Here is a 23,577-nt window from a genome sequence, read left to right as displayed (position 1 = left end):
GCCATTCCCGTCCTCTGATGGGTACGGCAGATGTTGTTAACCGAGGTGCATGAAAAATGAAAAAAATAATTGCGGTATGTATGGCAATCTTGCTTATTACAGGGTGCAGCTCCTCCATGCAAACGGGAGCGAAGGAACAGAAGAACACATCCGTAACGGTCGCCACTATTTTGGATGTCATCCGTGTGACGGCTCCTGACAAGCTAGCAGGCGATCTGCTTCAAACCTCGAACAAAATCTCCTTGTTCTTATGGTTGCGGGACGTTGAGAATTGGACAAATCAACTGCTCCGTTACTCGCAGCGTCTCACCTTGACGGAGACAGACAAACAAATACTCACGGAATCGCTGCAGGATTATTATAGCGCGGAACAAGCCCTGCGAATATTTGACTCCTACTTTCAGAAGGGATCTGACGGAACATACACGTTCAAGGAACAGGAATCGTTCGGCGTGCTCGCTTCTGTTCAATTCGCCTTGCAGGTCAATCTGAAAGAGGCGGATGGACGGTATCACATCGGCATAACAGGCAAATACAGTGACAGCCTCGAGGAATTAATGGAGTCGGAAGTTGAAGAGCGCGTAACGGTGCTGCAAGACACACTGCTTATCGATAGCGTGGAGCCTGTAACCGGCACGCTCGCTAAATAACAAGCTCCAGGATGGGCCGGTGGCTTAGTCCCTCTTTCGGTTGGACTTTCACCAACTAAATAATGCGTGCCTCTGGGCACGCTGCAACGAAAAGGGCTTCATTAACGAAGCCCTTGGTATCCGTATTCTTACTTCTTCTCTCCCTTGTATTGTGTGAGAACAACGATTTTCAATACATCTCTAACGATTACCCTGCGAGGCGCTATTGTATCATAAGCACTAGATCCCAATCTGGACTCTGGTCACTAAGTAAAGAAGCAAGAACCAAAGCCACACCCGACGCCCCTGTCAGAAACCCTGCCTCGTCCACTTTCGTATAATCACCCATCTGATAACTCTCATCATAATAACCGAATAACGAACCTGGCTCGTACAAGTCGAGCACATCCTTGGCAAATCGGTCGCGCATGGAACGCAATGTTTCATGCCCCGTATCCGAATACATGCGTTGGATTAAATGAAGTAATCCACCAACACCATGACACAACGTCCCTGATGTCAAGCCTCCCTTCATATGCGCTCGATTGGAAATTTCCATGTACGCCCGCAAGCTTATTTCTAACCATTTCTCATTCTGCAAGGCTTTCCCTGCCAACCATAGCGACCTCGCAATTCCTGGCACACCATAGCACCAAGAATCTCGATATTCTAGTTCGGCACTAGGCAATAGCCGCTCCTGCTCCCACTCTTCGAACGAGATTCGACCTGCAAAGAAGGTACCCTTCTCCTTCCTTATAGACCATTTACATACGAATTCCGCTAACGTATGAAGATCAGACGCGACTGACTCAGCTTGTAACCCATGTAAATAGGAAACACTCAAGAAAGCTAGAGGTCCGGATATCCCGTGAGACAAGCCCAGATTGAAGTTTCCATTCGGATATTTCACTTTCTCCTCTTCCCGAAACTGATTCATGGAAGATACATGCCATGAAGGAACGAGCTGCCCTGCAATCTCCTTCTCTCCACAATACAGATGAAATAGTGTCACTGTATCCTCCCATATCTTCCTCATCCCGGGACGTTCACTGAACAACAGGGCAACACGACCCATCCCAGATAACCCTTGGATTACATCGTAATCCCCCATCATCATATTTCCCTCGTTCCAGTTAAATCGGATACGGTCAATGATAAACCCCATCTTTTGTTCATACAAATCTGCGAGAGTATCCATCATTTTAAGATAACGTGTCCGTTTACGTGATAAAGAGTGGATCCCGACCAAGATACCAGCCAAACCGTTATAGAGGGATAAATGTTGTATCCCTTCTTCTTCAATCGTTTTCTGGAGTAATTCTAAATACCTATGCCCGATCAGATCCCAACCCTCATGTGGAAACAAGTGATCCATTTGTCCCATCAATAAACATATTCCTGGAAATCCACTTGCCAAGCTACCATCTCTCCACCTAGCATAATTCATTCCATCCAATTGTTCCGGCGGTACTTCGCGCATTCGTTGGCGTACTTGCTCTGGGTCCTTGTACCGCTCTGCGATGTCACGAAGAACCTCTTCTACCCTCTCTCTTAACTCACATCCCACCGGTAGCCATTGTGCAGAATCATTACGTACTAGTTCTACCATCATGAACCAACCCTTTCCAACATTTCTGGATCTTCTTCATTCTTAAAGGGACTGGCCTGCACATTAAACATCTCTGCATATACTCCCCCTAGCGTCATGAGCTCCTGGTGCGTTCCTGATTCAATAATACGCCCCTGATCCATAACTAAGATCTGATCCGCCAGACGAGCTGAACCAAATCTATGAGTAATAAAAATACCAATCCGCTCCTTCATCAGATCACGGAATAACATGAACAAATCTCGTTCCGATATCGGGTCCAGGAAGGAACTGGGTTCATCCAAAATGTATACGTCAGCATTTCGCATAAACGCACGCGCAATGGCGATCCGCTGCCATTGTCCTCCCGAGAGCTGGTGCCCGTCTTCAAACCATCTTCCAAGCTGCGTACCCAATCCCTCGGGTAATTGTTCAATGATATCATCAATCGCTGCATACTTAGCCGCATTCATTATTTCAGAATCATTCGTCAACTTCTCAAGCGAACCAAATCCAATATTGTGTCGGGCCGACATCTCATACTGTACAAAGTCTTGAAAAACAACACCAATTCGTTCCTGGAATTCCCGAAGGTCCACCTCAAGCAAATTACGGCCATTTACTTTCATGACACCGTTATATCCTCCATATAACTGCATCAGCAATTTAACCAATGTAGACTTTCCCGATCCATTTTTCCCAACCAACGCCACTGTCTTCCCCCTCTCGAGCGTCAGTGAAACATTCTGAACCGCATCGTATGGCTTACCCGGATATCGGAATGACACATTCTCCAGTGAAATTTGCTCAATTCGCATACTGGGTTCGTTACAATCTTCCGATTGGGGAGACAGTTGCAACTGAAGTTGTGCGGGGTCTGAGCTGGGGAGCGTCAGGAAAAGAAATAATTGATCCAAGTAACGATTGTTTTGGGTAAATTGCACGCCCCCTTGCACAATCGAGTGCATCTGACTTTGTGTCAATGTGATTGCTTGAATATATCCGAATAAACTGCCAATCAGAATCTCTCCCATGTACGCCTCCCCCAAGGCAAGACCGATCAACCATATCAAAACAACTAACTCCAACAAGTCATAAATGAGCGTAATCCGCATGCGCTTTGCCAGCATACGCCGATCTATAATAAAGAAACTTTGCATCAGATCACGATATCGTTGTAATAAAAAGGAGCCTAACTTAAACATTTTTATTTCCTTAAAGCTACGGTCATTCGTCAATAAATACGTCGTATACCACGTTTGGCGGCTCAATGGCGTACGCTCCATGTCAATCTTGAATTGCTCCCGATTTATCTTCAATATAGAATAAATGGACACGGTAGATATCAGAATCAATACAAGCATGACCCACCATTTCCATAAAATCAGCAGCACGGCCGATGAAATTACTGTAATGACGCCTGAAGCAATTCCCATCATTAGAGTCAGCATTTGATAAGGGCGGTAACCCGCCTCTTGTTGCGCACGCTTTAGTTGATCAGATACTGTAGGATTTTCATAGTCCTGTAACCCAAGCGTAGTTGATTTCTTGCAAATCATAACGTTTAAGGATTGAGTGATATAGTTCTGGAAATTGCCTTCTACATATCGATGAACAGCTTCGATAATGTTCTTGAAGACATAGACAAGCATGAAAAAGATGAATTGCTTCATCAACCACGCTTCTCCCAACTCCCAAGCCATAGAAACACTATTCAATAGATTCTGAGTTGCCAGCAGTGTAACGACGGGCGTAACCCCTTGGAGGATGTAAAAAATCAAACTTAATATCGTGTATCGTTTACTCATCTGAAACATCATTTTGAGTAACTTCCAGCCTTGTTTGAAAGACCTCCACATCGTTGGGTTTCCCGCCTCTGAGTTTTCTTGTTGCTGAGTCATCCCCTTTTCCTCCGATATTGAATCAAGCTATTCACCGCGTGTCGAACCAGAATCATGATCTTCCGTTCCTTATCCCGATCAACCCCAAGCAGACGATTCATATGCATGTGGATGACACTAAGCAGGATATTTTCCATCGTGTTCGTCAACGCGTCCTGCTGCTTGTATATTTCACCCGCATAACGTTTAACAGCTTCTGCTCTTACGTTCAATACATTATAAACAGCGAAAGCATCAGCGTGAGCGGACTGTAAATCTTCATGCTCCCCCCCTAACAATTGGATCAACATTCTCCGCTCCTGACGGAACTCATCCAGATATTCCTTCACATCATATTGCTTATTAAGTACAGCATTCATTTCTTCATCAGAGTAGCCGAATTGGCGGAATAGTTCTACCACGCTCAGCACCGCAACCGTCTCTTGGCTCATCTGAATCTGATTAAATCTTAGTAAATACACCAATTGTGCGGAGACATCGCTATCATATGAAAATACTGCTTCTGCCAAAGGCATTAACTGCGGCCCGCCATAACGTTCAATTTCTGGCTCGTACGTATCAATGACAATTTTTGAAATCATCCCTTCGTGGAGTAAAGTAGTCGTCCATTGGTAGAATAAAGGCAGTAGATCCACACTTCCCTGTTCAGAACGCACGTGAAACCTCGCCCGAATATGTCGATCGGGATCTGTATATCTGATATAATATGCATAATCTATGATGCCAACTTCTCTGCACTGTCGACAGAATGCTTCCCAATATCGCCCTAAAAATTCATCTTGGCGGCTGTCCAATCCATATAATTTGGCATAAAACCAAGAGCCGCCCGGAAGAACGATTCGTTGTCCGGCTTCAATGTGTCGGTTGGAGCATCCCTCTGCCTTCAAATCCGATTGTCTTGCAACCGAGACTTCTTCCATCATTTCTTCCTCGCCCGGAACTCGTCGAACGAGCGGAAATACAAATTCGGCCATCAAGCGGCCATCGCTACGCTGAATCGGATGTTTATCAAATCCGCCAAGATGTTCAATCAACGCGATTTCACCTTCGGCCTTCAAGTCTTTACACACCTCATCCACATGCAGAGGATTCTCTAGGTCAAGCAAGATTCGATTGTCGAACTGAATCATATGCACATATCGCGGTACGTTCCATTCTTTACAGAAAGCCCGCAGCTTCAATTCTAATGTCGCTTCTCCCTCTTGTTCCTTGTCTATCCTGATTTTCCATGTCGAAGGACTCAAAATTACATTATTATAACGGATACGCGGTATGTATGGCGACTCGGCAAGCGCTCCAAAATCCACCATCTTCCATCTTCGATACATTTGCTGCTTGACTTCGCGCAAGAAACGATACACGTTGGGGGTATCTATAATATTAAGCATATGCCCAGCCGTGGGAATAACTTCTCGATTATGACGAAGCGACTTGATGTAGAAACGATCGTTGTCAACCCCAACGACCAAGTCATTTATATAGATTTCCCGGTCGTCCGACAACCTTGGATTTGTACCAATCCCCATTTCGTACTCCCGGAAATTCTCTGTCAAGACTACATTTGTTGCTCTCCCTGCACTTGGCAAATATGAAATTTCCGTAATCAATTTGTCCGCAGTTAACCGTTGTTCCTCTTGCTGAATGAGGCCAAACATATCCTTGAATGAATCTCCGAACATATCAATAAATCTGCCAAACGTCATCCCTGCTCCGGTCGATCCCGGATTTGGCCCTAAGATTAATGTATAGTCCCCACTATCCAGATCTCGTGCATGGCGTGCTTGAAGTAAAAAATACAGTTCCATCGATGGTAACGAAGGACGCACGTTACCGCTTTTCTCCTCCATCATTTCTTGGATCATATCTTCAGTCAGAACCAGTTCGCACTCTCCCCTTTTTAAACAAGTTACTAACCATCTCATCATGCATTGTTGCTGTTTCGTATCATAAGCAGGTGGGGGATTTTTTATATTTTTTCTGCTCTTGGGATAACGATACGTCGCTGGCGGCCCTAGTCCGATTTCATCATCGAGCATCTCCAATAGCGGAATTTCACGATACGGACCATACCTTTCTAAAAATTCAAAGCGGTACTCTTCTAAATGCTGATTATCGCGCTCGCCCGAAGAGAGGCAAGACAATAACTCCGCAACACGCTCCACATCTTTGCGAATTCGTTCAGGTAACACTATAGAACGATCTTCTAGAGACATGTCAATCTGCAGCGTGGAAGAGACATCAACGATCTGTTTCATCTTCTGCTGCAAGGTCTGCAGCATCTCTTCCCCTTCGCCAATCAATAGTTTTTCATAACTCCGAATCTCATCACATATTTGGAGTAACTCTCTCTTCAGTTCATCCATACCCTGCACAGGTTCCAAAATAGATAAGATATAAGTAAAGGGATCGGTTGTCGTAGTTGGAGGACGTAGTGAAGAAACCAAAAATTCCTGCTCGAACAGCTCCCAAACGTAGCGATGAATTGTCTCTTCACTCGCTTCTCCAAACTGAGATTGGAGATGGTTAACGAGTTCAAGATAAGAAATGGGTGTCGCACATACCTCCATGACCACATCGAATACCATCGAAGCACGTACTGAAACGCTATCATTCTCTCCCAGACTAAGAGTTCCATATCGCGTCGTATACGGAATCTTCGCTCTCTCCCCTTGTCTGTATATGAGAGAATTACGTTGCACTCTAAGCTGCTTGACAACCGCTTGTTGACGCTCTATCTTCTCCACAACCTTCAACAACCATTCCATATCCGGTCGGACCCGCTTACGATAGGCAGAGATATCTTCAAGCTCAATTTGAGACTGTTCACCGAACTGTCCATAGGTAACGCCAGAAAATAAGCCAAACGGTGTAGGCCGAGTCATCATTCGAATTAAATACCGCATAAAACCTTTAATTACTTGTCCCTGCTTACGGGGATTTCCTTCGTTACTCAGATGGCCTAACGACTCTAGCAAGCTTGGACTAGAGACCGCTATCGCTTCTCGTATTACAGGAGTCTGGGATAACTCGATGAGATGAGCAATGGAAGCCCGTCGCAACTCCTCTGGATCTTCCCAATCAGGAGAAAAGTATTCCTTGAATCGTTCCAGAGTTAACAGAGGAGCACGTAACATAAAAAAATCTAAAGTTCGATAAGAAAATAATTCCCGTGACATGTATAATTCCTCCAAAATCGATTTATCGGAGCTTGCGCTTATCAGAACGGATTTGAATACATTACCGAAATGTCTAAAAAAAAAGAAGCCTTCCGATTCTAGCAATCGTTGAAGCTCCATCCATTGGCTATCCTAAAAGCCGGCTGACTTTCACTACAAAATATAGGAACAAGGGTTTCAGGAATTCCCCTTACTGCGAACGAAATCCCAATTAAATGCTGTTGTTAAAACAAACTTTAAATACTCTTCGTTTGCCACCGCACAAAACTTATAAAAGAAGTCACCATCAAACTGCCAAGTATATACACCCAAAAAATGGAATGACCCGTCGGACTCAACACATCAAGGACTATAGAAAAGGGGTTGTTCATAATAATGAACTCTGAATTGATAACACTCATTAGGAAAGGAAAGCAAAATATGATCATAAAAGCTACAACGGACACTGGGACAAAAAAGCAAATCACACTACTCATCATGATCATTAATAAGCATGTAAGGACATGCATCAAATACAGCTTTATGGTATACAAATTAGCTTCCCAAAAACCAATTGGTTCGGTGGTATGATAGAGAATAGCCGATTGAGAATGCGGCAAAAATATCCATCCTGAAATCATTGAAATAACGTATGTACCTATGATAAAAACCAAAACAACCTCTAACAACGCAATCAATTTGATACTCCAGTGTTGATATCGCCGATACGGACGCAGCATATACAGTCGGTAACAACCTGAATGAAGCTCATCGCACAAGGTGCTAACAGCAAATATAGGCAGTATGATGGCTTGAATGATAAATGACATATCCTGCAGAACAAACCAAGACAAGTTGAGGTTGTGCAATGCAGCCTTACCCTCGCCATAATCGTATAACCCCACACCACTATATATAAGTTTTGCTATATATATTGCAAGAATAAGCAAATACGCACTGCATAAGATGAGCACTCTCTTCTTCTTCCAGATTCGTTCCCGCTCACTCATCCATAATCCAATCATGACACCACTCCTAATGCATGTAGTCTTCGTAAACGAACCGACGATATGCGAGCCATACACACGCTACAATATGGACAAGCAATATGATAAGTAGAAGTACAAGCACAAAGTTATTTCCAACCAACGCATGATGAATCCCGTATCTCTGCATAAGCGGGATAAAAACAAGTGCAATAATACCATTCAATAAGGGTGGCATCCCAGCGCCAAAATCGTAAATAAGCCGTTCAAAGATCAATGGAATAATGATGTAGCCGAATCCAATACCTATGGCATAAGTAACGTCCTTACAGTACATGGCAATAAATGACGTTAGACTGCAAAGCCCAAGCAGCGTTGCATAAGCAAGTAAATATTGTTTCAATGTATCTTGGAAAATGGTGTCGGTTGCAATGGATGGATTATATACACCCTGCGTAATGCCAACTGCTGCCGGAAGTCTTACTAGACCAGTTATTCCCATACATATTCCAAATACGATTAACAGCAACAATACGGTGGTACAGAGCACAATCATCTTACTAATAAAAATTCTTCCCCTTGAATACTGACGCAAAAAAAGGAGACGAAGTTGACCTCTCCGGAATTCTTCAGTAAAAATAGTTGTAACAAAAGGTAAAACCGCAAAATTACAAATAATAGGAAGATACAAACTTAGTCCCGAGAACATAAGCTTGCTTGATGGCGTATAATTCATACTTTCAGGCGAAGTCATGCTATTAAGCCATAAGAAATAACTTGCTGTAAAATAGGAGACAACAGGGATTGCAAGGAAAATGATCCACACCCATTTCCTTTGCCATAATCGCTCAAATTCACTGTATATCAATGAAGTCATGATTTCATCAACTCAATGAATGCATCTTCTAATCGCATTCCATCTGACACCATATCTCCAATATTCCCCATCCAAATGATCGTCCCTTCCCGAATAATAATAAGCTGATCACACATTTGCTGCAGCTCATCAAGCAAGTGGCTGGACACAAAAAAAGTCAAGTTTTTCGTATCGCGCAGGTTGAAGATAATGTTGCGCAATTCGTGCATCCCCATGGGATCAAGACCATTCGAAGGCTCATCTAATAGTAATATTTCAGGGGTACCTAACATCGCTTGGGCAATGCCTAGACGTTGCTTCATCCCGAGAGAATAAGTTTTAACGCGGTCATCCCCTCTGGACTCAAGCCCCACAGATTCCAACAAATTCTTAATATGAGCTTCCCTGTCAGATGAAGAAATATCAGGATGGAGGCGAGATAAATTACGCAGCACTTGTCTCCCGGTCATATATTCAAAAAATACTGGGGATTCAATAATACCGCCAATTCGGGATAAAGCTTGCGCGCGCTCTTTGTACAGATCGAATGAGCCAATGCGAATATGCCCGCTGGTCGGCTGTATTAGTCCTGTCATCATACGCATTAACGTCGTCTTTCCGGCACCATTCGGACCTATAAACCCATAAATTTTTCCTTTTTCCAGCGTAAAGGAACTTTCAGTCACGATGGTTCTCTTCCCTATTTTTTTTGTTACATTCTCCACTTCAAGAATGAAATCAGACATGTACAACCTCCTCGTCCAGACGTTAGATGTCCTCACTCAAACACTTAACAGAGTGAGGACATCTAACATGGAACGCTATCGCAAATTCACTCATTAAGTATTAACCGAGAAACCGTAATTAGCATAAATTAAAACAAGTGTTGGTGAAACAACCTTTATCTTTCGTTATACACGATTCCGTGCAGCCCGTAGTAAATCTTTTATCACAACCTGACAGGCTCGTAAACATTGGTTCGAACTTATCACTTGATTTATTTACCTGAACATCTAAATCGAACGGATTGTTAGCCATCTTTATCCCTCCCTTCTTATGAATGGTGCATACTCGTGTGCATGTAAAAATGCCAGGTACATCTAACCCAGCATCCCACGGAAGCCTTGAACAGGTCTCCCCTTCCTATATTAACCAACTTATAATATTTTCATAGGGTTATGTTTTCCTCCCACTCTCTCTGTCAATTAGATTCATTCCAAAAAAACCCCGATGTTTTGCAACTCTAACCGCTTCTTTACTGTTACACACTTGTAACTTTGAAAGAATATGTTTCACATGTGTTTTGGTAGTTTCGAATCCTACATGCATCATTTCACTTATTTTTTTTTTCGAATAGCCTTCATGTAAATAAGTTATAACCTGCCTCTCAGTCGGTGTAAGCAAGCGTTGCAGCACTTCCAGTCTTAGCCTTCGGAACTCATCGCAAAGAACTGGAGCAGCGTCGGGATGAATCGCCACACGATGATGATATGCGTCGCGAATCGCTTCTATGACGTCTTTATAATGGTGTTTCATAATAAAATTAACTGCTCCAACATTGAAGGTGTCTGCAATCACTTCGAAATTACTGACTGAGGATAAGAAGATAACACTAATATTCTTTCTCTCCAAAATTTTTTGCACGGCATCAAGTCCGTCGTAATGTGGCGGGGTCAACATTACATCTATAACAATTACATTCACAGTTGACTGTTCTACGCAACGAATCGCTTCTTCTTCTGTCTCTACACTTGCGACATAGGTCATATCGTGCTGCTGCTTCACATATTCGCCGATTAATTGACGCCATTCCGGATCCGTTTCGACATGTAAAACATGGATACTTTCCATACACGCACCTTCCGCATAAATATTTCCAAATATTACGCTTAAATGTACATCATTGGGGCCAAAGAATCCTCCTTTTTTCCACTTTTTTTCAAAAACATTCCGCACTATTGGCCTATTTCTTGGTTTTTGAAAAATGTTATAGGATATGCGGGTCTAATCTCCTGCGTTAGTCTTCAATGAAGCTGAAAGATAGGTCTGTGACTTGAAAGTGTAAGTTAGCTTAGTGGATTCCAGTAGTATAAAGATGAGGGTGTATGCAACCGTCGGATAATTGCGTTATTTTTGATTATACAAATATTCCCTTGCAGTTTACTATTATATTACCTCCAACCCCCTATTTTGTAAATTATTATTGTACTCGCTGCAATTTTCACCTATAAAAGCACAGCCCCATTCCCGTCACGAAAACGGAAAAAACAAAAAAAGGGCCGCATCGCTTCCGAAACGATGCGGCCTATATATGTTCTAGGGGTAAACTGTAAACCATGAGAAAGATGAAACGGATTCCTTGTGCAACGGATGACTCCGGCTGACCAAGGTCAGTAATCGTTTGCTTGGCAACCCTCCTCTGCAAGAACTCATCTGTCATTCGGTCCATAATCAGAATACTAGAGCTACATTAAAGAAAACTGAAGTGAACCTTAAAATTAGATAAAAACAGATGATTAACGCCTATTTCGATATGCTTCGTAGGCAAAAAGGGACTTTTTCAACGGCCTCCATAAGCATTGCCATTCCCTTTACAGGTGCAATCGTTTACAATTAAACTGTTGCCGTTCTTATAACAATCTGAACAATCTCGCCTCTTTGCGCACTTTATCGGATCCCGACGAGCTATCGGTCATATCCGTTTTTTTGTATACAGACATGAATCACAGGGGGATGCAGAATGAACTGGAATCACTTCAAGTCGAAGTTGTTGTTAAAGTATATCTTTTCATATATTTTAATCTTTCTCATCCCGTTGGTAGTGCTGACCTTCTTCATTTATCAGAACGCCGTCAATAACTTGCGCTCCGAAATCGAGCAAGCGAATGTCAATCAGTTGAACCAAGTGAAGCTAAATATCGACACCCGCATGACCGAACTGCGCGATATCGCCACCCGGATTACTTACGACGAGCAGCTGACTCCCTATATGGTGCGCCATCCTTACTATACACGCGAAGCGATTCAAGCGCTGGACAAGTACAAGGCGAACAGTTCAATCCTGGACGAGGTCTTCTTGTATTTCCGCGGCGATGACGTCATTTATTCCTCCCGGGGGTTAACGAGTCTGGATGTGATGTTCGATCAATCGTACCTCTTCGAGGATTGGAGCCGGGAAAACATTGTCAAGGATTTGAATGAAGTTGGATATCCTACGGTGCGTCCGGCGGAATCGGTGAGCACGAACATGCACCTCAAGAAGTCGTTGCTCGCTTATCTCGTGCCTGTTACACCGAACAGCTCTTATCCGCATGGAACCGTGCTGTTTTTAATGGAGGAATCCAAGCTTACGGGACTAATGGACTCCATCTTGAATGACTTTAATGGCAATAGCTACATTTTCGATCAGGACGGCCGGGTTCTGGCGCGCAACAATAATGGGACCGCAATTCCCGCAGATGAGGTGCACGTCCTGACAGAACTGGGGCCTGGCATCCATAGCTTGGCGCTCGGCAACAGTCCGCATTCCGTCGTCGCGGTCAAATCCGAATTGAACGGATGGACGTATGTGACCGCCATGCCGAGCGATCAGTTTTTCGGGCGCGTCTTTCATATCCAGACGTTCTTCATTCTTGCCTTCATTGTGGTCGTCTTGGCCGGCATTTTGGCAGCAGTCTTGCTAGCCAAGAGACAGTATCATCCGATCCATGATCTGATGGAATTCGCCAAGCTGAACACAGATTCCGCCGCTCCCGCTCCGGCAAAATCACGCAACGAGCTGGAATGGATTCGGCAGATGCTGCACGAGTACAGCGCCCGTGCCGATATTCAGGAGCCGTATGCGCGGAATCAATTCCTGCTCATGCTCTTGAAGCATGGAACACCGGAGGCTCAGGAGTCGGAGCGGCTGATGGAGATGTTCGGCATCGAGCTGCCCGGCAGTTATCACTTCGTCATTGCGATGGCCTGGGATGAATATCCCGGCATGCCGCAATCGGCTCAGGATCGCCAAGAAATCGTTCAGCTCCTGACCGAAGTGGAGATTCCCGAATACAAGGCGCACGCTTACGGCGTCGAGCTGCCGCAGTCGGATCAGATTGCGCTCATCGTCAACATGTACGAGGATGAGGAGGGTAAGCTGTCGCAGAACTACCGGATGGAGCAGATCGTCGAAGCGCTGCGCGTTATTGTGATGGAAAGTTCCCACCTTATCCCTTCATTCGGAATTGGCACCAGCTATCCAAGTCCGGAGACGCTGGATCAATCCTACATCGAAGCGGCGTCTGCATTGGAATGCCGCATGGCGAGCGGCAAGGGCAGCACGACCTACTTCGAGAAGCTGTCCCAGACGGCTAACGACACATTCTGGATACCGAAGGATGCGCTGCTCAAGCTCGTCCAGAGCTTGAAGCACGGCAATGAGATCGTCGCCGTCCAGATGATTGGAACCATTTTCGCCAATGTGAAAATGCAGTCTTTGTCCATCTCGCTCTTGCGCTGCATTTGCTTCGATATTTTGAACACCCTGCTCAAGTCAGCAGCAGAGCTTGGCATGGATGAGTTCGTTCACGATATACCGAACCTGGCCTCCTTTGAATCATTGGAGGAGCTGGAGCAGAAGCTCAGCGCGCTTGCATCCAGGATCTGTAAAAGAGTGGAACAGAATACAGAATCAGAGCAGCATTCGCTCATGGATCAAATTATCACCCATGTCGACGAGCAATATGCCAATTACAATCTTAGCCTGGAGCAGCTCGCGCAGAAATACTCTATCTCTTCATCCTACTTGAGCCGCGCCTTCAAAGAGAAGACAGGCAGCAATTTCTCGCAATACATCTGGCAGCGCCGCATGGATGAAGTCATCCGGCTGCTGCTGACGACCAACGATCCATTGAAGGATATCATCGTGCGCGTCGGTTACATGGATACGCCGAACTTCATCCGCAAGTTCAAGAAGGAAACCGGGTATACCCCGGGCCAATACCGCAAGCTGCATGCCACCGACGCGTCAGCGGCAGCAGCAAACGCCGACGAAGATTGATATAAGGTTCCGTAATATAGAAATAACCGGGAGCATAAGGCTCCCGGTTATTTTTCATTCCATTACTTATTGGAGTTCCATTGGTCATAGGCAGCTTGGTAAATCTCTACGATGCGATCGCCGCCCATTTTCTTGCAAGTTTCAATATATTTATCCCAGTTGCTGAGAGGTTCTTGTCCCGTTACGAATTTCGCTTCCATTTGCTTCACATACGTATCCAGGTCGGAACGCAAGCTGGACATTTCTGCTTGGTCTTCTTGAGACAAGTACACGCTTGGGAATGGAACTTTGGCAATAGGCAGAATCTTTTCATCGGTTTCTTTCTTCAACCAATCATCGAATTCCCCGCCGAAGCCTCGTTTTGTATCTGCGTTCGTAATCTTAGGAACAACAACGCCGTAGTCTGGTGTCAACGTGGCACGATACTCTTCACGATCGCCTCCGCCCGGCACGTCCAGCCATTTCTTCGTATGGTCGTCTTTGTTCGTATATTCCCACAGTATGCCTTCTGGACCGTTGCTGAGCAACTCTGCTCCTTCTGTGGAGTACAGGTAATCAACCCAACGCATCGTAGCTTCTGGATTTTTGTTTTTGTTCGTAATCGCAAATGCGCCTTTAGCCAGACCCGGGTGCTTCGCTGCTACCGCTGGAACGTCACTATTCACTGGAGCGTACATCGGATCCGTCATACTAGGTTCTCCACCCAATGTGAAGTACGCATGGTAGTCAGAGAACAAGCCGACTTGGTTGTTTTTACCTTTCGCTTTCTTCTGTTCGTCCGTTTGCGAGAACGTTTCCTTATCCAGCAATCCTTCGCTCCACAGTTTGTTCAGGAATGTCAAATACTCTTTGTATCCTGGTTCCATCGGCGTATAGTGGACTTTATCTTCCTTATCGGAATAAATGACTTCGTTATAAATCCCCCAGGATCCCAGCAGCCACATCCGGAGATCATCCAGCTTAACGGAAATGAGCGGAATTTCATCCTGCTTGCCGTTGCCGTTCGGATCCTCGTCTTTGACACGTTTCAAGTAAGTGTACAACTCATCAACCGTCGACGGAACCTTGTCCATTCCAAGAGCTTTCAGGAACTTGCCATTGTACCACAATGGACCCCGATACCATCCCGCATCCAAATCGATGTTCGGCAAGCTGTAGATATGTCCGTCTGGCGTCGTAATTGATTTGCGGATGTCTGGATTCTCGTCAAGAATCTTCTTCAGATTTGGCGCGTAATTGTCAATCAAGCCTTCCAATGGAATCAAGACACCCTGTCCGCCGTAGTTTACTTCGTCTGACGCTTGAAGTTGTCCCGAGAAGAACACATCCGGATAGTCGCCGCTCGCAAATACAAGGTTTCTTTTTGTATCAAAGCTGTCAATAGGAGCGTTGCGGAATTCAAACTTGATGCCCGTTTTTTCCTCCATTTTCTTGAAAAACTCCATGTCTTTCCAGTTTTGAATACCTGCATCTTGACCCATCATCGTCAACGTGATCGGTTCTTTAACGATCGGGAAGCCTTCCTTGTTTACATTGCTTGCAGTTTCCTCACCGCTCTTGTTGCCTCCGCCAGCAGTATCCGAAGAAGCGCTGCCGCAACCGGCAAGAAGTGTGAAGATCATCGTCATAGACAACAGAAGCGCCCATGTCTTTTTTAGCTTTTGCATTGCAAGATCCTCCCTTTTTCATGAATATCATTATACCTCTTGGACTTGCATATTTATAATAATCAAAGCCTGGAAGTCTTTGGTTATTATTGACGTTAACTTGATGCTTTCGAAGATATAACGATTAACCTTTGACGGAACCGATCATAACCCCTTGTACAAAATAGCGTTGAAGGAATGGATAGACGGCGATGACCGGCAAGGTCGAGACGATGATGACCGCATACTTGACCAGCGAAGCGACATCCGCTTTATTGTTGAGCGCCGCAGCGACCGAAGCGTTAACCGCCGCACCCGTTGTCTCTGCCGACATTTCTTGCAATACGAGAATTTGGCGCAAAATCATTTGCAGCGGGTATTTAGCCTCTTCATTCAAATAAATGAGAGCTCCGAAGTAACTGTTCCAATGACCAACACCATAGAACAAGGCCATAACGGCGATAATTGGAGCAGATAGCGGCAATACGATTTTGATGAACAGCCTCATGTTGGTACAGCCGTCGATATGCGCTGCCTCCTGCAGTTCCTTCGGTATCGTGGACTGGAAGAAGGTCCGCGCCACAATGATGTTCCATACGGAAGCCGCCCCTGGCAAAATGAGCGCCCACATGCTGTTGATGAGTCCCAAGTTTTTAATGAGCAAGTATCCAGGTACGAGACCACCGCCGAAGAACATCGTGAACATGAACATGGCCATGAAGAAGCCGCGGCCGATGAAGTCTTTACGGCTCAACGCATATGCTGCAGGCAAGGTCACGAACAAGTTGACCGCCGTACCGACGACCGTATAGATAATGGTGTTTTTATATCCGGACCATATTTTGGCATTTTCAAACACCCTCAAGTAACCGTCGAACGTAATTCCTTTCGGCAATAACCACATTTCACCCGAGTTGACCAGCTTCGGATCGCTGATGGATGCGCTGATGATGTACAACAATGGATACGCTACAATAACGAATGCCAATAGAAGATAAATATAGTTGCATACAATAAATATTTTGTCCGCTCTTGTTTCTTTCACGACAGCAGCCATGTGCCGTTCCCTCCTTCTACCACAGGCTTGTTTCGCTAGTACGACGCGCGATTTGGTTGACTGTAACGAGCAAGATAGCGTTCACCACCGAGTTGAACAAGCCTACAGCGGTGGAGAAGCTGTACTGAGCATCTACAAGACCGGAACGATACACGAAGGTCGAAATGACGTCCGATGCTTCCATGTTAAGCGGGTTCTGGAGGAGCAAGATTTTCTCGAAGCCTACGCCCAGAATGCTGCCCATGTTCAAAATAAGCAAAATCGTAATCGTCGGCACAATGGTCGGAATGTTAATGTTCCAAATTCGCTGCCACCGGCTCGCACCGTCCATAACCGCCGCTTCGTGCAGCTGTGGATCGACACCAGACAAGGCTGCCAAATAGATGATGGTTCCCCATCCTGTACTCTGCCACACACCGGACAGGACGTACATGGTTTTGAACCACGCTGGATCCGTCAGGAAGGCTGGCGCATCGATGCCCATAGAAGTTAAAATGTGAATAATAATTCCAGAAGAAGGCGACAAGAACGTAATGATAATACCAGCCATAACGACCACGGAAATAAAGTGCGGCGCGTATGTTACCGTTTGCACGGTTCTCTTGAAGAAGCCGTCCTTCACTTCGTTAAATGCCAATGCCAGTATAATGGGAAGCGGGAAGCCAATCGCCAATTCGTACAGGCTGATGCTGAGCGTGTTCCACAACAGATCCCAGAAATAGTAGGAGTTAAAAAATCGTTCGAAGTGATCGAATCCTACCCATGGACTCCCTAAGATACCCTTTGCCGGGATAAAGTTTTTGAAAGCAATCTGAATCCCGTACATTGGACCATAGTGGAAAATAAGGAAGTAAAAAAATGCAGGTGCTATAAACAAATACAGCTCCCAGTTTTGCAGCATTTTTCTCCAGGTTGATTTCTTTTTTATGATCGGTTCCACGTTCATTGAAAGGGCACTCTGTCCGTTTCCTTGCATCGTGTCCACTCCCTCCTTTCAAAGTTTCGCGTATCTATGAATTGTAATTGTCGCTGCGCCAGCTGCGTTTGCAATTTGTTGCTCCGTTCTTTGCTAGCGCTTACATGTATTATTGTAGGCAGCCACCTGGTGTACCGTAAATATGTAGATTCCGCATTGTCATTTTAAAAGCGCTCTCAGCCCGCGTAGTTACTGGATTTTTAGCTTTTGGACAGTAATGGAAGAAAGAGCTTTTAAGGATTGAAATTGGTCAAAATTGATGTTATCGATAACCTACAAATTCAACACATTTGCCTGCTTTGCTGCTTCAAAATCCCGGAAAGCAGGCAAAAAGACCGCCTGTAAGAGAACCTTTGGCGGCCCGGTAACACACACGTATGTTTATTCTGGTATGCAGCTTCTCGAAGCCGATTGTCATTGATGGTCAAGTTATGACTTTACATACCAACACAAGGACGATGACGACCAATCCAAAAGAAATGATACCTGCAATCTTAACAGGGTGAGTCAGTTGGTAGCTGTTAAACGGAGTAATTCGATTTACAATGTGTCCGTACAAAAAAGTGCCTAATAATAAGATAAGACCGCTTAAGATCATATTATCCATGGAATTAGCAATGCCCCAGACATGATCAACAAAAAGAACCCATAGATAACCTAAAAAAGCATGTATAACGATTGAAAGCGCCCATTCTTTAATTTTCATGAATACCCCCTTATTTTAAAGGCATTTAAAAAATCGGACATTCATGCACAACATCCTTTTCAATCCTCAACAGGACACCTGCTATTCCATCTTCCCTCAACACAAATTTTATAAGGAGGCACATAACAACCTATAATTGTAGCCCCTGCACATATAAGTTTTCCGTATATGGGTATTTTGTCTGCAAATAGACAGGCTGTTCCTACCAGCGCCCCGCATTTTCCATCATAGTTGTCCCCTCTGTCCTCATATTTTGTACATTGCCAGCAATATGTATTGGATAAGATATTATCGCTATCGCTGTTTAATTCTTGTAACACTTGAGCTTCTTTAGTAATATCCGAGAAATATTTTTTGAGGTTTTCATTGATTGCGTAAGAATGCAGAATACTTTCAGTATGATCTCTTACGTATATTTTTCCATCAGGATATGAATTACTATAGTCTATTATGAAAGTTTCAACTTCTTGTTTGTTCTCATCATAGGCAAAAGCGAGAAGCGAAGCGAATTGAATCGTATTCTTTGCCTCATTCCCATATTCAAATTCAAATTGAGCAATATAACCGTACGGTTTATTGTTCTCATCACGAAGATCATTCACCAGTTTAGGTTCAACGTTCAGCAACTGTTTTTTGTATTTTACATAATTGAAATCACTTCTTACCATTTGAAGAAACTGTTCCTTACTGGGAAATACACTCCTCTCCTTGGCAAAAGAATTTGCGCTGAAAAAGACATTGGCGATCACAAGCACAGCCAACAACATACGTAACGTTTTTTCGATCCTATTTCCTTTCACTTTCATTAGCCTCCTTTTTATAGAAATGTAAAATAAATCCACTTCGAAAGCGTCAAAGAAATCCCCATTAAAAAGAGTTTTATTGTAGGATTTAGTTTCCGAGTGTATGTTCTGATCTGTAAATCTGGTTGAAATGCCAAATACAGAATGGCTATGGAGTCCTTTGATAAGAAAATCTGAGGGGATCATTCATGGTTAGCGAGTAAATTACTTTCATTCTGTTGTGCCTTAAATAAGGGGGAAATTGAGTTGAGTAAAGGAAGCGGGTTTAAGGATTGCTTTTATCGTTTTTGTTGGAATTGTAAATAATATATAATATTTCCTCTAATTTGTAAAGCGAAATAACACTGAAGATAACGGCACCCCGTTGCCGCAGAAAGAGAATTGCAATTCACAAATGAAAAATGATACTGCACATGACAAATTCTCCTCCTGTGATTGGCGGTGAAAACAATGACTTAGCCGTACTACAAGGAGGAGATAGGTCCGATATTTTTATACGATTGTCTTCATTCCATCCTCGTCCAAGTCGGCAGAGACTTCGCCTGCCCCGTACAGCCTCCGGTATTGGCCCGGAGTATAGCCGGTCTCCTTCTTGAACTTGCGGATAAAGTTCGGCACATCCAAATAACCGACGCGCAAAATAATGTCCTTCAGCGGCTCGTCGCCGCTCTTAAGCTGGTGGACGACATCATCCATCCGCAGCTGCCACACATATTGCGAGAATGTCCGTCCGCTCTTCTCCTTAATCGAACGGCTCAAATAGGAGACAGACACCCGATAAATCCCGGCAAGCCGCTCGAGGCTAAGCTCATAATCGGTATAATGCTGCTCAATGTATGCAATGACTTCATCGGCGAGCGAGCGCTGCTCGGTCTCTTGCAGCTGTTCCACTTGACCGCAAATGTAGAGCGCCAGCTCGCACAGCTTCGCTTCCAGCTGTTCCAGCGTCTCGAAGCCCGCCAGATCCGGCACGCGCTGGGCCATTTCGGCAAGCCCCAGTTCAGATGCGGCCTTCAGCACCGTATTAAGCAAATCAAAGCACATGCAGCGCAGAAGCGCGATCGGCATATCTTGACTATGCAGCTTGCTGAACAAGGCCCCGATAGTTGCGACCGCCACGTTGGCATTGCCTTGCTTCAAGCTCTGTGCAAGCTTGATGAGCGAGTCCTTGGCAATCCAGAAATGATGATCCCGCTCATGAGACAGATGTGTAAAGAAGGTCACGCTGCCCTTCCCGTTCACGATCCGATATTCGAGCGCAGAAGCAGCTTCGATATAAGATTGATTCACCTGCTCGGGTCCGGCATGGCAACCTCCGACGCCCATCGTAGGCACGACCTGAGCATGCTCCAAAATGGCGCGCTGCATCTCCTCGACGACTGCTTCCATCCGGAACTGTTCCTTCTCTGTCTCATCCGCGGTCAGGCTTACGATAAGAGCAAGTTGATCGGGCTGCGACAATTCCACGCCATATACGGCCGCTTGCGCATCGCTTCGTTGAAGTTCGGCAAGCTTCTGCAATAGCATTCCCCGATTGCGCGTGGATAAAGGCAATACCTCACTATAATCCCAAGCCACAATGATGACGAACCAACGGTTCCCAGGCATGGATACGCCGATCATGCGCAGCATATCCTCCGCTTCCTGACGGCTCGGCGCCCCGTGTTTCAGCAGCGTCAGCAGACACTGATTCCGTGCATACGGCTCCTGCAGATCAACCTGATTCCGATAGGATAGCAGCGTTTCCCGTATCCACTCCAACTCGGACTTCCCTGACGGCAGAACGTTATCCGGGTTCGTCTTCAGCTTGGCGAATTCCATCAAGTCGCGGATGGGATGGTACTGCCGCCGAGCCAACTGCACCGCCAGAATAGATCCGAAGATAAGGACGACGCCAAATATCAGGAAGATAAACGTCTGGATATGCACGACGCGGCCAAAAAACTGTTCCGATGGCATCGCTGTCACATAAGTCCAACCGTTCGCTTCCGACTTGACCGCAACGACGGAATGATCCACATTGCCGAATGTTGCGCTATGAATGCCGGGCGGCATCGAGGCCAGCTTGGCCATATCCGCTTCAGTCATCTCATCCCCACGGCTTGTCGCGGCAAGCGCATGGCCATCCATATCAAAGATATATGCATTCCCCTTAAAGTTCCCGAGTACCGAGTCCATCAGCCCGGTGAGCATCGATTCTTCAATGAAATACAGAACCGTGCCATGAGAATAGGTCTGATTCGGCGGGATCGGAACAAGATAAGCGAGCAGCCGATCTTTCCCGTATTGGTTATTCACCGCAACCGAATCGGACGGACGAAGCGTCGGAATATGGACCGAGTTCAAATCCTTGACGAATGTCTCTTTGTTCCAATTCATGAATGGAAAGCTGTGATCGACGAGCGTATCAATCGACATCAGCCCTCTTGAAGAATATATGATATCATCGCCGCGAAAATATAAGAACAGCTCATTAATGATGGAACTGTTCGCTTTGTACTTGTCCAGTGCCTCGATCGCTTCGCCGCTATAATAGAAGTGCCGCACCATATAAGGCGTAAGCTTGCCGTCGAAGCTTATTCGCGCGGCGATATCGCTCAATTCTGCCATCCTGCCATCAATATTCAATTTAGCTTGCTCTAGGTGGCTTATGCCCGATTGCTCGATTTCGGAGCGGAGGTTGCTGACCGCGTTCTCATAAATGATAACCGTCATAATAATTAAAGGAACCAGAAAGATCGACAAGTACGACAAAATATACTTGAACAGCAGCTTGGATTTAAAATGATTCCATCTCATTTTCCAGTCCCCCTCCATCGGTTTATGTCAATTCGCGCATGTGAGTTCTAGGAAAAAGGATACTTTCTGTTGTAAGCGTTTTATATTATAACATATTTATTTCTATCGCTATATAAAATTCGACAAATTTCGACTATATCTGATCGACAAGCATATGATAATTGTTGCGTAATCACGTCATTTATATTATTATTCTAATATAATCGAACAATAGAAATAATGAGAGGAGACTTTAATGATGGCAAGCTTTGTGTTGGTACATGGCGCATGGGATGGCAGCTATGTATGGACGATTGTATATGACACCTGTGGACATGTTTTGAGGCTGCCGGAACATCGCTCCGGCAGCCTCATTAACCTTCATATGGTTCGGCGTCTACCAAATGGTTGAAAAGTCGTAGCCCACCATCGTCAATGTACCGAATCTATCGAAATCTGCGACGATTTTGTCTTTTCCTTTGCTGGTGAAGCTTAAGATGCTAATATCGGAATCGAATTCTACATTGTGCGTTCCGACATCCACGCCCAATATTGTTTTGATGACAGGCGCAGCGGCAGCAACAGCCTCTTTTTGGGAGATTTTCTTCCGTTCTTTCCCCTCGGGCTCTGAAATGAAGGAAGCTCGCAGCACTTTGCCCTTGGAGTTAACGAGCACGTTTTGCGTCGCTTGTTTTACCGGCTTGCCATCCCGGCCTTTGGCATTTTTCATATCTTCCATTCTTTTGAACACATATCGCTCCTCACCCTTGGTCATCTCCCGCTCCACATCCGTAAACGGCTGAACTTTCCTGTCCATCAATTTGCTTAACGCTTGCTCCGCCGATTGCTTCAGCTTATTGTCCACCTTCTCCAGCTTATAGATAAGGCCGAAGTAATCTTCGATTTTGCCTGTTTTAACATTGATTATTATGAATTGCAGTCCTTTTTCGCCTGCAAAGCGAAGAGTTTCTTCGCCTTTTCTCGGTCCGTCTTCATACTTGACGAATTTCATTTCCTTAAGAGAAAACTCAGGCAATTGCTGCTCTTTAACAAACGCCTGCACCTTCTTTTCATGTGTCGCATATTTGCCCGTTATCTCGTCTGGCGCAAAATGTAACGATACGTTCTTCACCTTACCTGAATCCATATCAATAGTCACAACGGCATCGCTGTCTTTCGACTGCACAATCCAAACCTCTTTCTCCGTCTTGTCATCGACATTATACTTGTTCTTGTATGCCTCTTCCAACGTAAAGACTTTGCCGTCCGCGTATGCTTTCACCGCTTTAGTCGCTGCCTCTGCATAGCTTTTCTTCAGATCGGCGATAGCAATGAGACCCGGTTTCGGGAAACCCAGAGGCTGTTCGGCATACACCGGAGCGGCCGAGAGCAAGCCAAAGGCCAAAACTGTTGCTGCAAGAATTTGTTTCTTCATCAAGAGAATCTCCTTTACTG

At 45.0% G+C, this 23,577-nt stretch carries 16 protein-coding genes and 1 pseudogene; 3 read left to right on the top strand and 14 right to left on the bottom strand.

Annotated features, from left to right (window positions below):
• The first annotated feature begins 56 nt into the window (after positions 1–56).
• A complete protein-coding gene (locus tag JSQ80_RS11810) occupies positions 57–650 on the top strand; it encodes a hypothetical protein (protein WP_206095409.1) in 594 nt (197 codons plus the stop codon).
• A 202-nt stretch (positions 651–852) separates the two neighbouring features.
• On the opposite strand, the gene JSQ80_RS11805 is transcribed toward JSQ80_RS11810, so the two are convergent.
• The 7 genes and pseudogenes from JSQ80_RS11805 to JSQ80_RS11775 all read right to left on the bottom strand — a co-directional run bounded on the left by JSQ80_RS11805 (position 853) and on the right by JSQ80_RS11775 (position 11,071).
• Positions 853–2,241: a lanthionine synthetase C family protein gene (locus JSQ80_RS11805; protein WP_206095408.1), complete on the bottom strand. Its 1,389-nt coding sequence runs from the start codon at positions 2,239–2,241 to the stop codon at positions 853–855.
• A gap of 278 nt (positions 2,242–2,519) precedes the next feature.
• Positions 2,520–3,035 (bottom strand): annotated as a pseudogene (locus JSQ80_RS29990) (ATP-binding cassette domain-containing protein); the annotation flags it as partial.
• A 1,079-nt stretch (positions 3,036–4,114) separates the two neighbouring features.
• On the bottom strand, positions 4,115–7,294 hold the full coding sequence (locus tag JSQ80_RS11795) for a lantibiotic dehydratase (RefSeq protein WP_206095406.1): 3,180 nt from the start codon (positions 7,292–7,294) through the stop codon (positions 4,115–4,117).
• Positions 7,295–7,530: 236 nt separating this feature from the next.
• Positions 7,531–8,298 carry a hypothetical protein gene (locus JSQ80_RS11790; protein ID WP_206095405.1) on the bottom strand — a complete coding sequence of 256 codons (768 nt, stop codon included), beginning with the start codon at positions 8,296–8,298 and terminating at the stop codon, positions 7,531–7,533.
• A gap of 10 nt (positions 8,299–8,308) precedes the next feature.
• Positions 8,309–9,136: an ABC transporter permease gene (locus JSQ80_RS11785; RefSeq protein WP_206095404.1), complete on the bottom strand. Its 828-nt coding sequence runs from the start codon at positions 9,134–9,136 to the stop codon at positions 8,309–8,311.
• Entirely contained in the window at positions 9,133–9,861 is a 729-nt protein-coding gene (locus JSQ80_RS11780; RefSeq protein WP_206095403.1) for an ABC transporter ATP-binding protein, read from the bottom strand. The genes JSQ80_RS11785 and JSQ80_RS11780 overlap by 4 nt, the downstream gene beginning before the upstream one ends.
• A 430-nt stretch (positions 9,862–10,291) precedes the next feature.
• Positions 10,292–11,071, bottom strand: a complete 780-nt coding sequence (locus JSQ80_RS11775; RefSeq protein ID WP_206095402.1) for a response regulator — start codon at positions 11,069–11,071, stop codon at positions 10,292–10,294.
• 784 nt (positions 11,072–11,855) lie between these two features.
• Between JSQ80_RS11775 and JSQ80_RS11770 the strand changes: the two genes are divergently transcribed.
• Entirely contained in the window at positions 11,856–14,156 is a 2,301-nt protein-coding gene (locus JSQ80_RS11770) for a helix-turn-helix domain-containing protein (RefSeq protein ID WP_206095401.1), read from the top strand.
• 62 nt (positions 14,157–14,218) lie between these two features.
• Here JSQ80_RS11770 and JSQ80_RS11765 read toward each other — a convergent pair whose 3' ends face one another.
• The 6 genes from JSQ80_RS11765 to JSQ80_RS11740 form a co-directional block, all read right to left on the bottom strand.
• Complete coding sequence (locus tag JSQ80_RS11765; protein ID WP_206095400.1) at positions 14,219–15,823, bottom strand: extracellular solute-binding protein; 1,605 nt, start codon at positions 15,821–15,823, stop codon at positions 14,219–14,221.
• Between the two features lie 124 nt (positions 15,824–15,947).
• The gene (locus JSQ80_RS11760) at positions 15,948–16,859 is read right to left on the bottom strand and encodes a carbohydrate ABC transporter permease (RefSeq protein WP_087434426.1); all 912 of its coding nucleotides are present in this window, start codon (positions 16,857–16,859) and stop codon (positions 15,948–15,950) included.
• A 16-nt stretch (positions 16,860–16,875) separates the two neighbouring features.
• Positions 16,876–17,835: an ABC transporter permease gene (locus JSQ80_RS11755; RefSeq protein ID WP_206095399.1), complete on the bottom strand. Its 960-nt coding sequence runs from the start codon at positions 17,833–17,835 to the stop codon at positions 16,876–16,878.
• A gap of 424 nt (positions 17,836–18,259) precedes the next feature.
• The gene (locus JSQ80_RS11750) at positions 18,260–18,541 is read right to left on the bottom strand and encodes a hypothetical protein (RefSeq protein ID WP_206095398.1); all 282 of its coding nucleotides are present in this window, start codon (positions 18,539–18,541) and stop codon (positions 18,260–18,262) included.
• A gap of 59 nt (positions 18,542–18,600) precedes the next feature.
• Positions 18,601–19,347: a hypothetical protein gene (locus JSQ80_RS11745; RefSeq protein WP_240463627.1), complete on the bottom strand. Its 747-nt coding sequence runs from the start codon at positions 19,345–19,347 to the stop codon at positions 18,601–18,603.
• Positions 19,348–19,836: 489 nt separating this feature from the next.
• Entirely contained in the window at positions 19,837–22,143 is a 2,307-nt protein-coding gene (locus tag JSQ80_RS11740; RefSeq protein WP_206095397.1) for a helix-turn-helix domain-containing protein, read from the bottom strand.
• A gap of 235 nt (positions 22,144–22,378) precedes the next feature.
• Between JSQ80_RS11740 and JSQ80_RS11735 the strand changes: the two genes are divergently transcribed.
• Positions 22,379–22,534 (top strand): hypothetical protein, encoded by a 156-nt coding sequence (locus JSQ80_RS11735; protein ID WP_206095396.1) that lies wholly within the window; start codon positions 22,379–22,381, stop codon positions 22,532–22,534.
• Here the strand turns inward: JSQ80_RS11735 and JSQ80_RS11730 are convergent.
• Positions 22,520–23,557 carry a hypothetical protein gene (locus JSQ80_RS11730; RefSeq protein ID WP_206095395.1) on the bottom strand — a complete coding sequence of 346 codons (1,038 nt, stop codon included), beginning with the start codon at positions 23,555–23,557 and terminating at the stop codon, positions 22,520–22,522. The two genes, JSQ80_RS11735 and JSQ80_RS11730, sit on opposite strands and share 15 nt — an antisense overlap.
• Between the last annotated feature and the right edge of the window lie 20 nt (positions 23,558–23,577).

Origin of the sequence: Paenibacillus apiarius (assembly GCF_017052585.1) — a bacterium.
GTDB classification, from domain to species: domain Bacteria; phylum Bacillota; class Bacilli; order Paenibacillales; family Paenibacillaceae; genus Paenibacillus_B; species Paenibacillus_B apiarius.
Note: the sequence above shows the minus strand (reverse complement) of the source record. Positions and strands in the feature narration are given on the sequence as shown.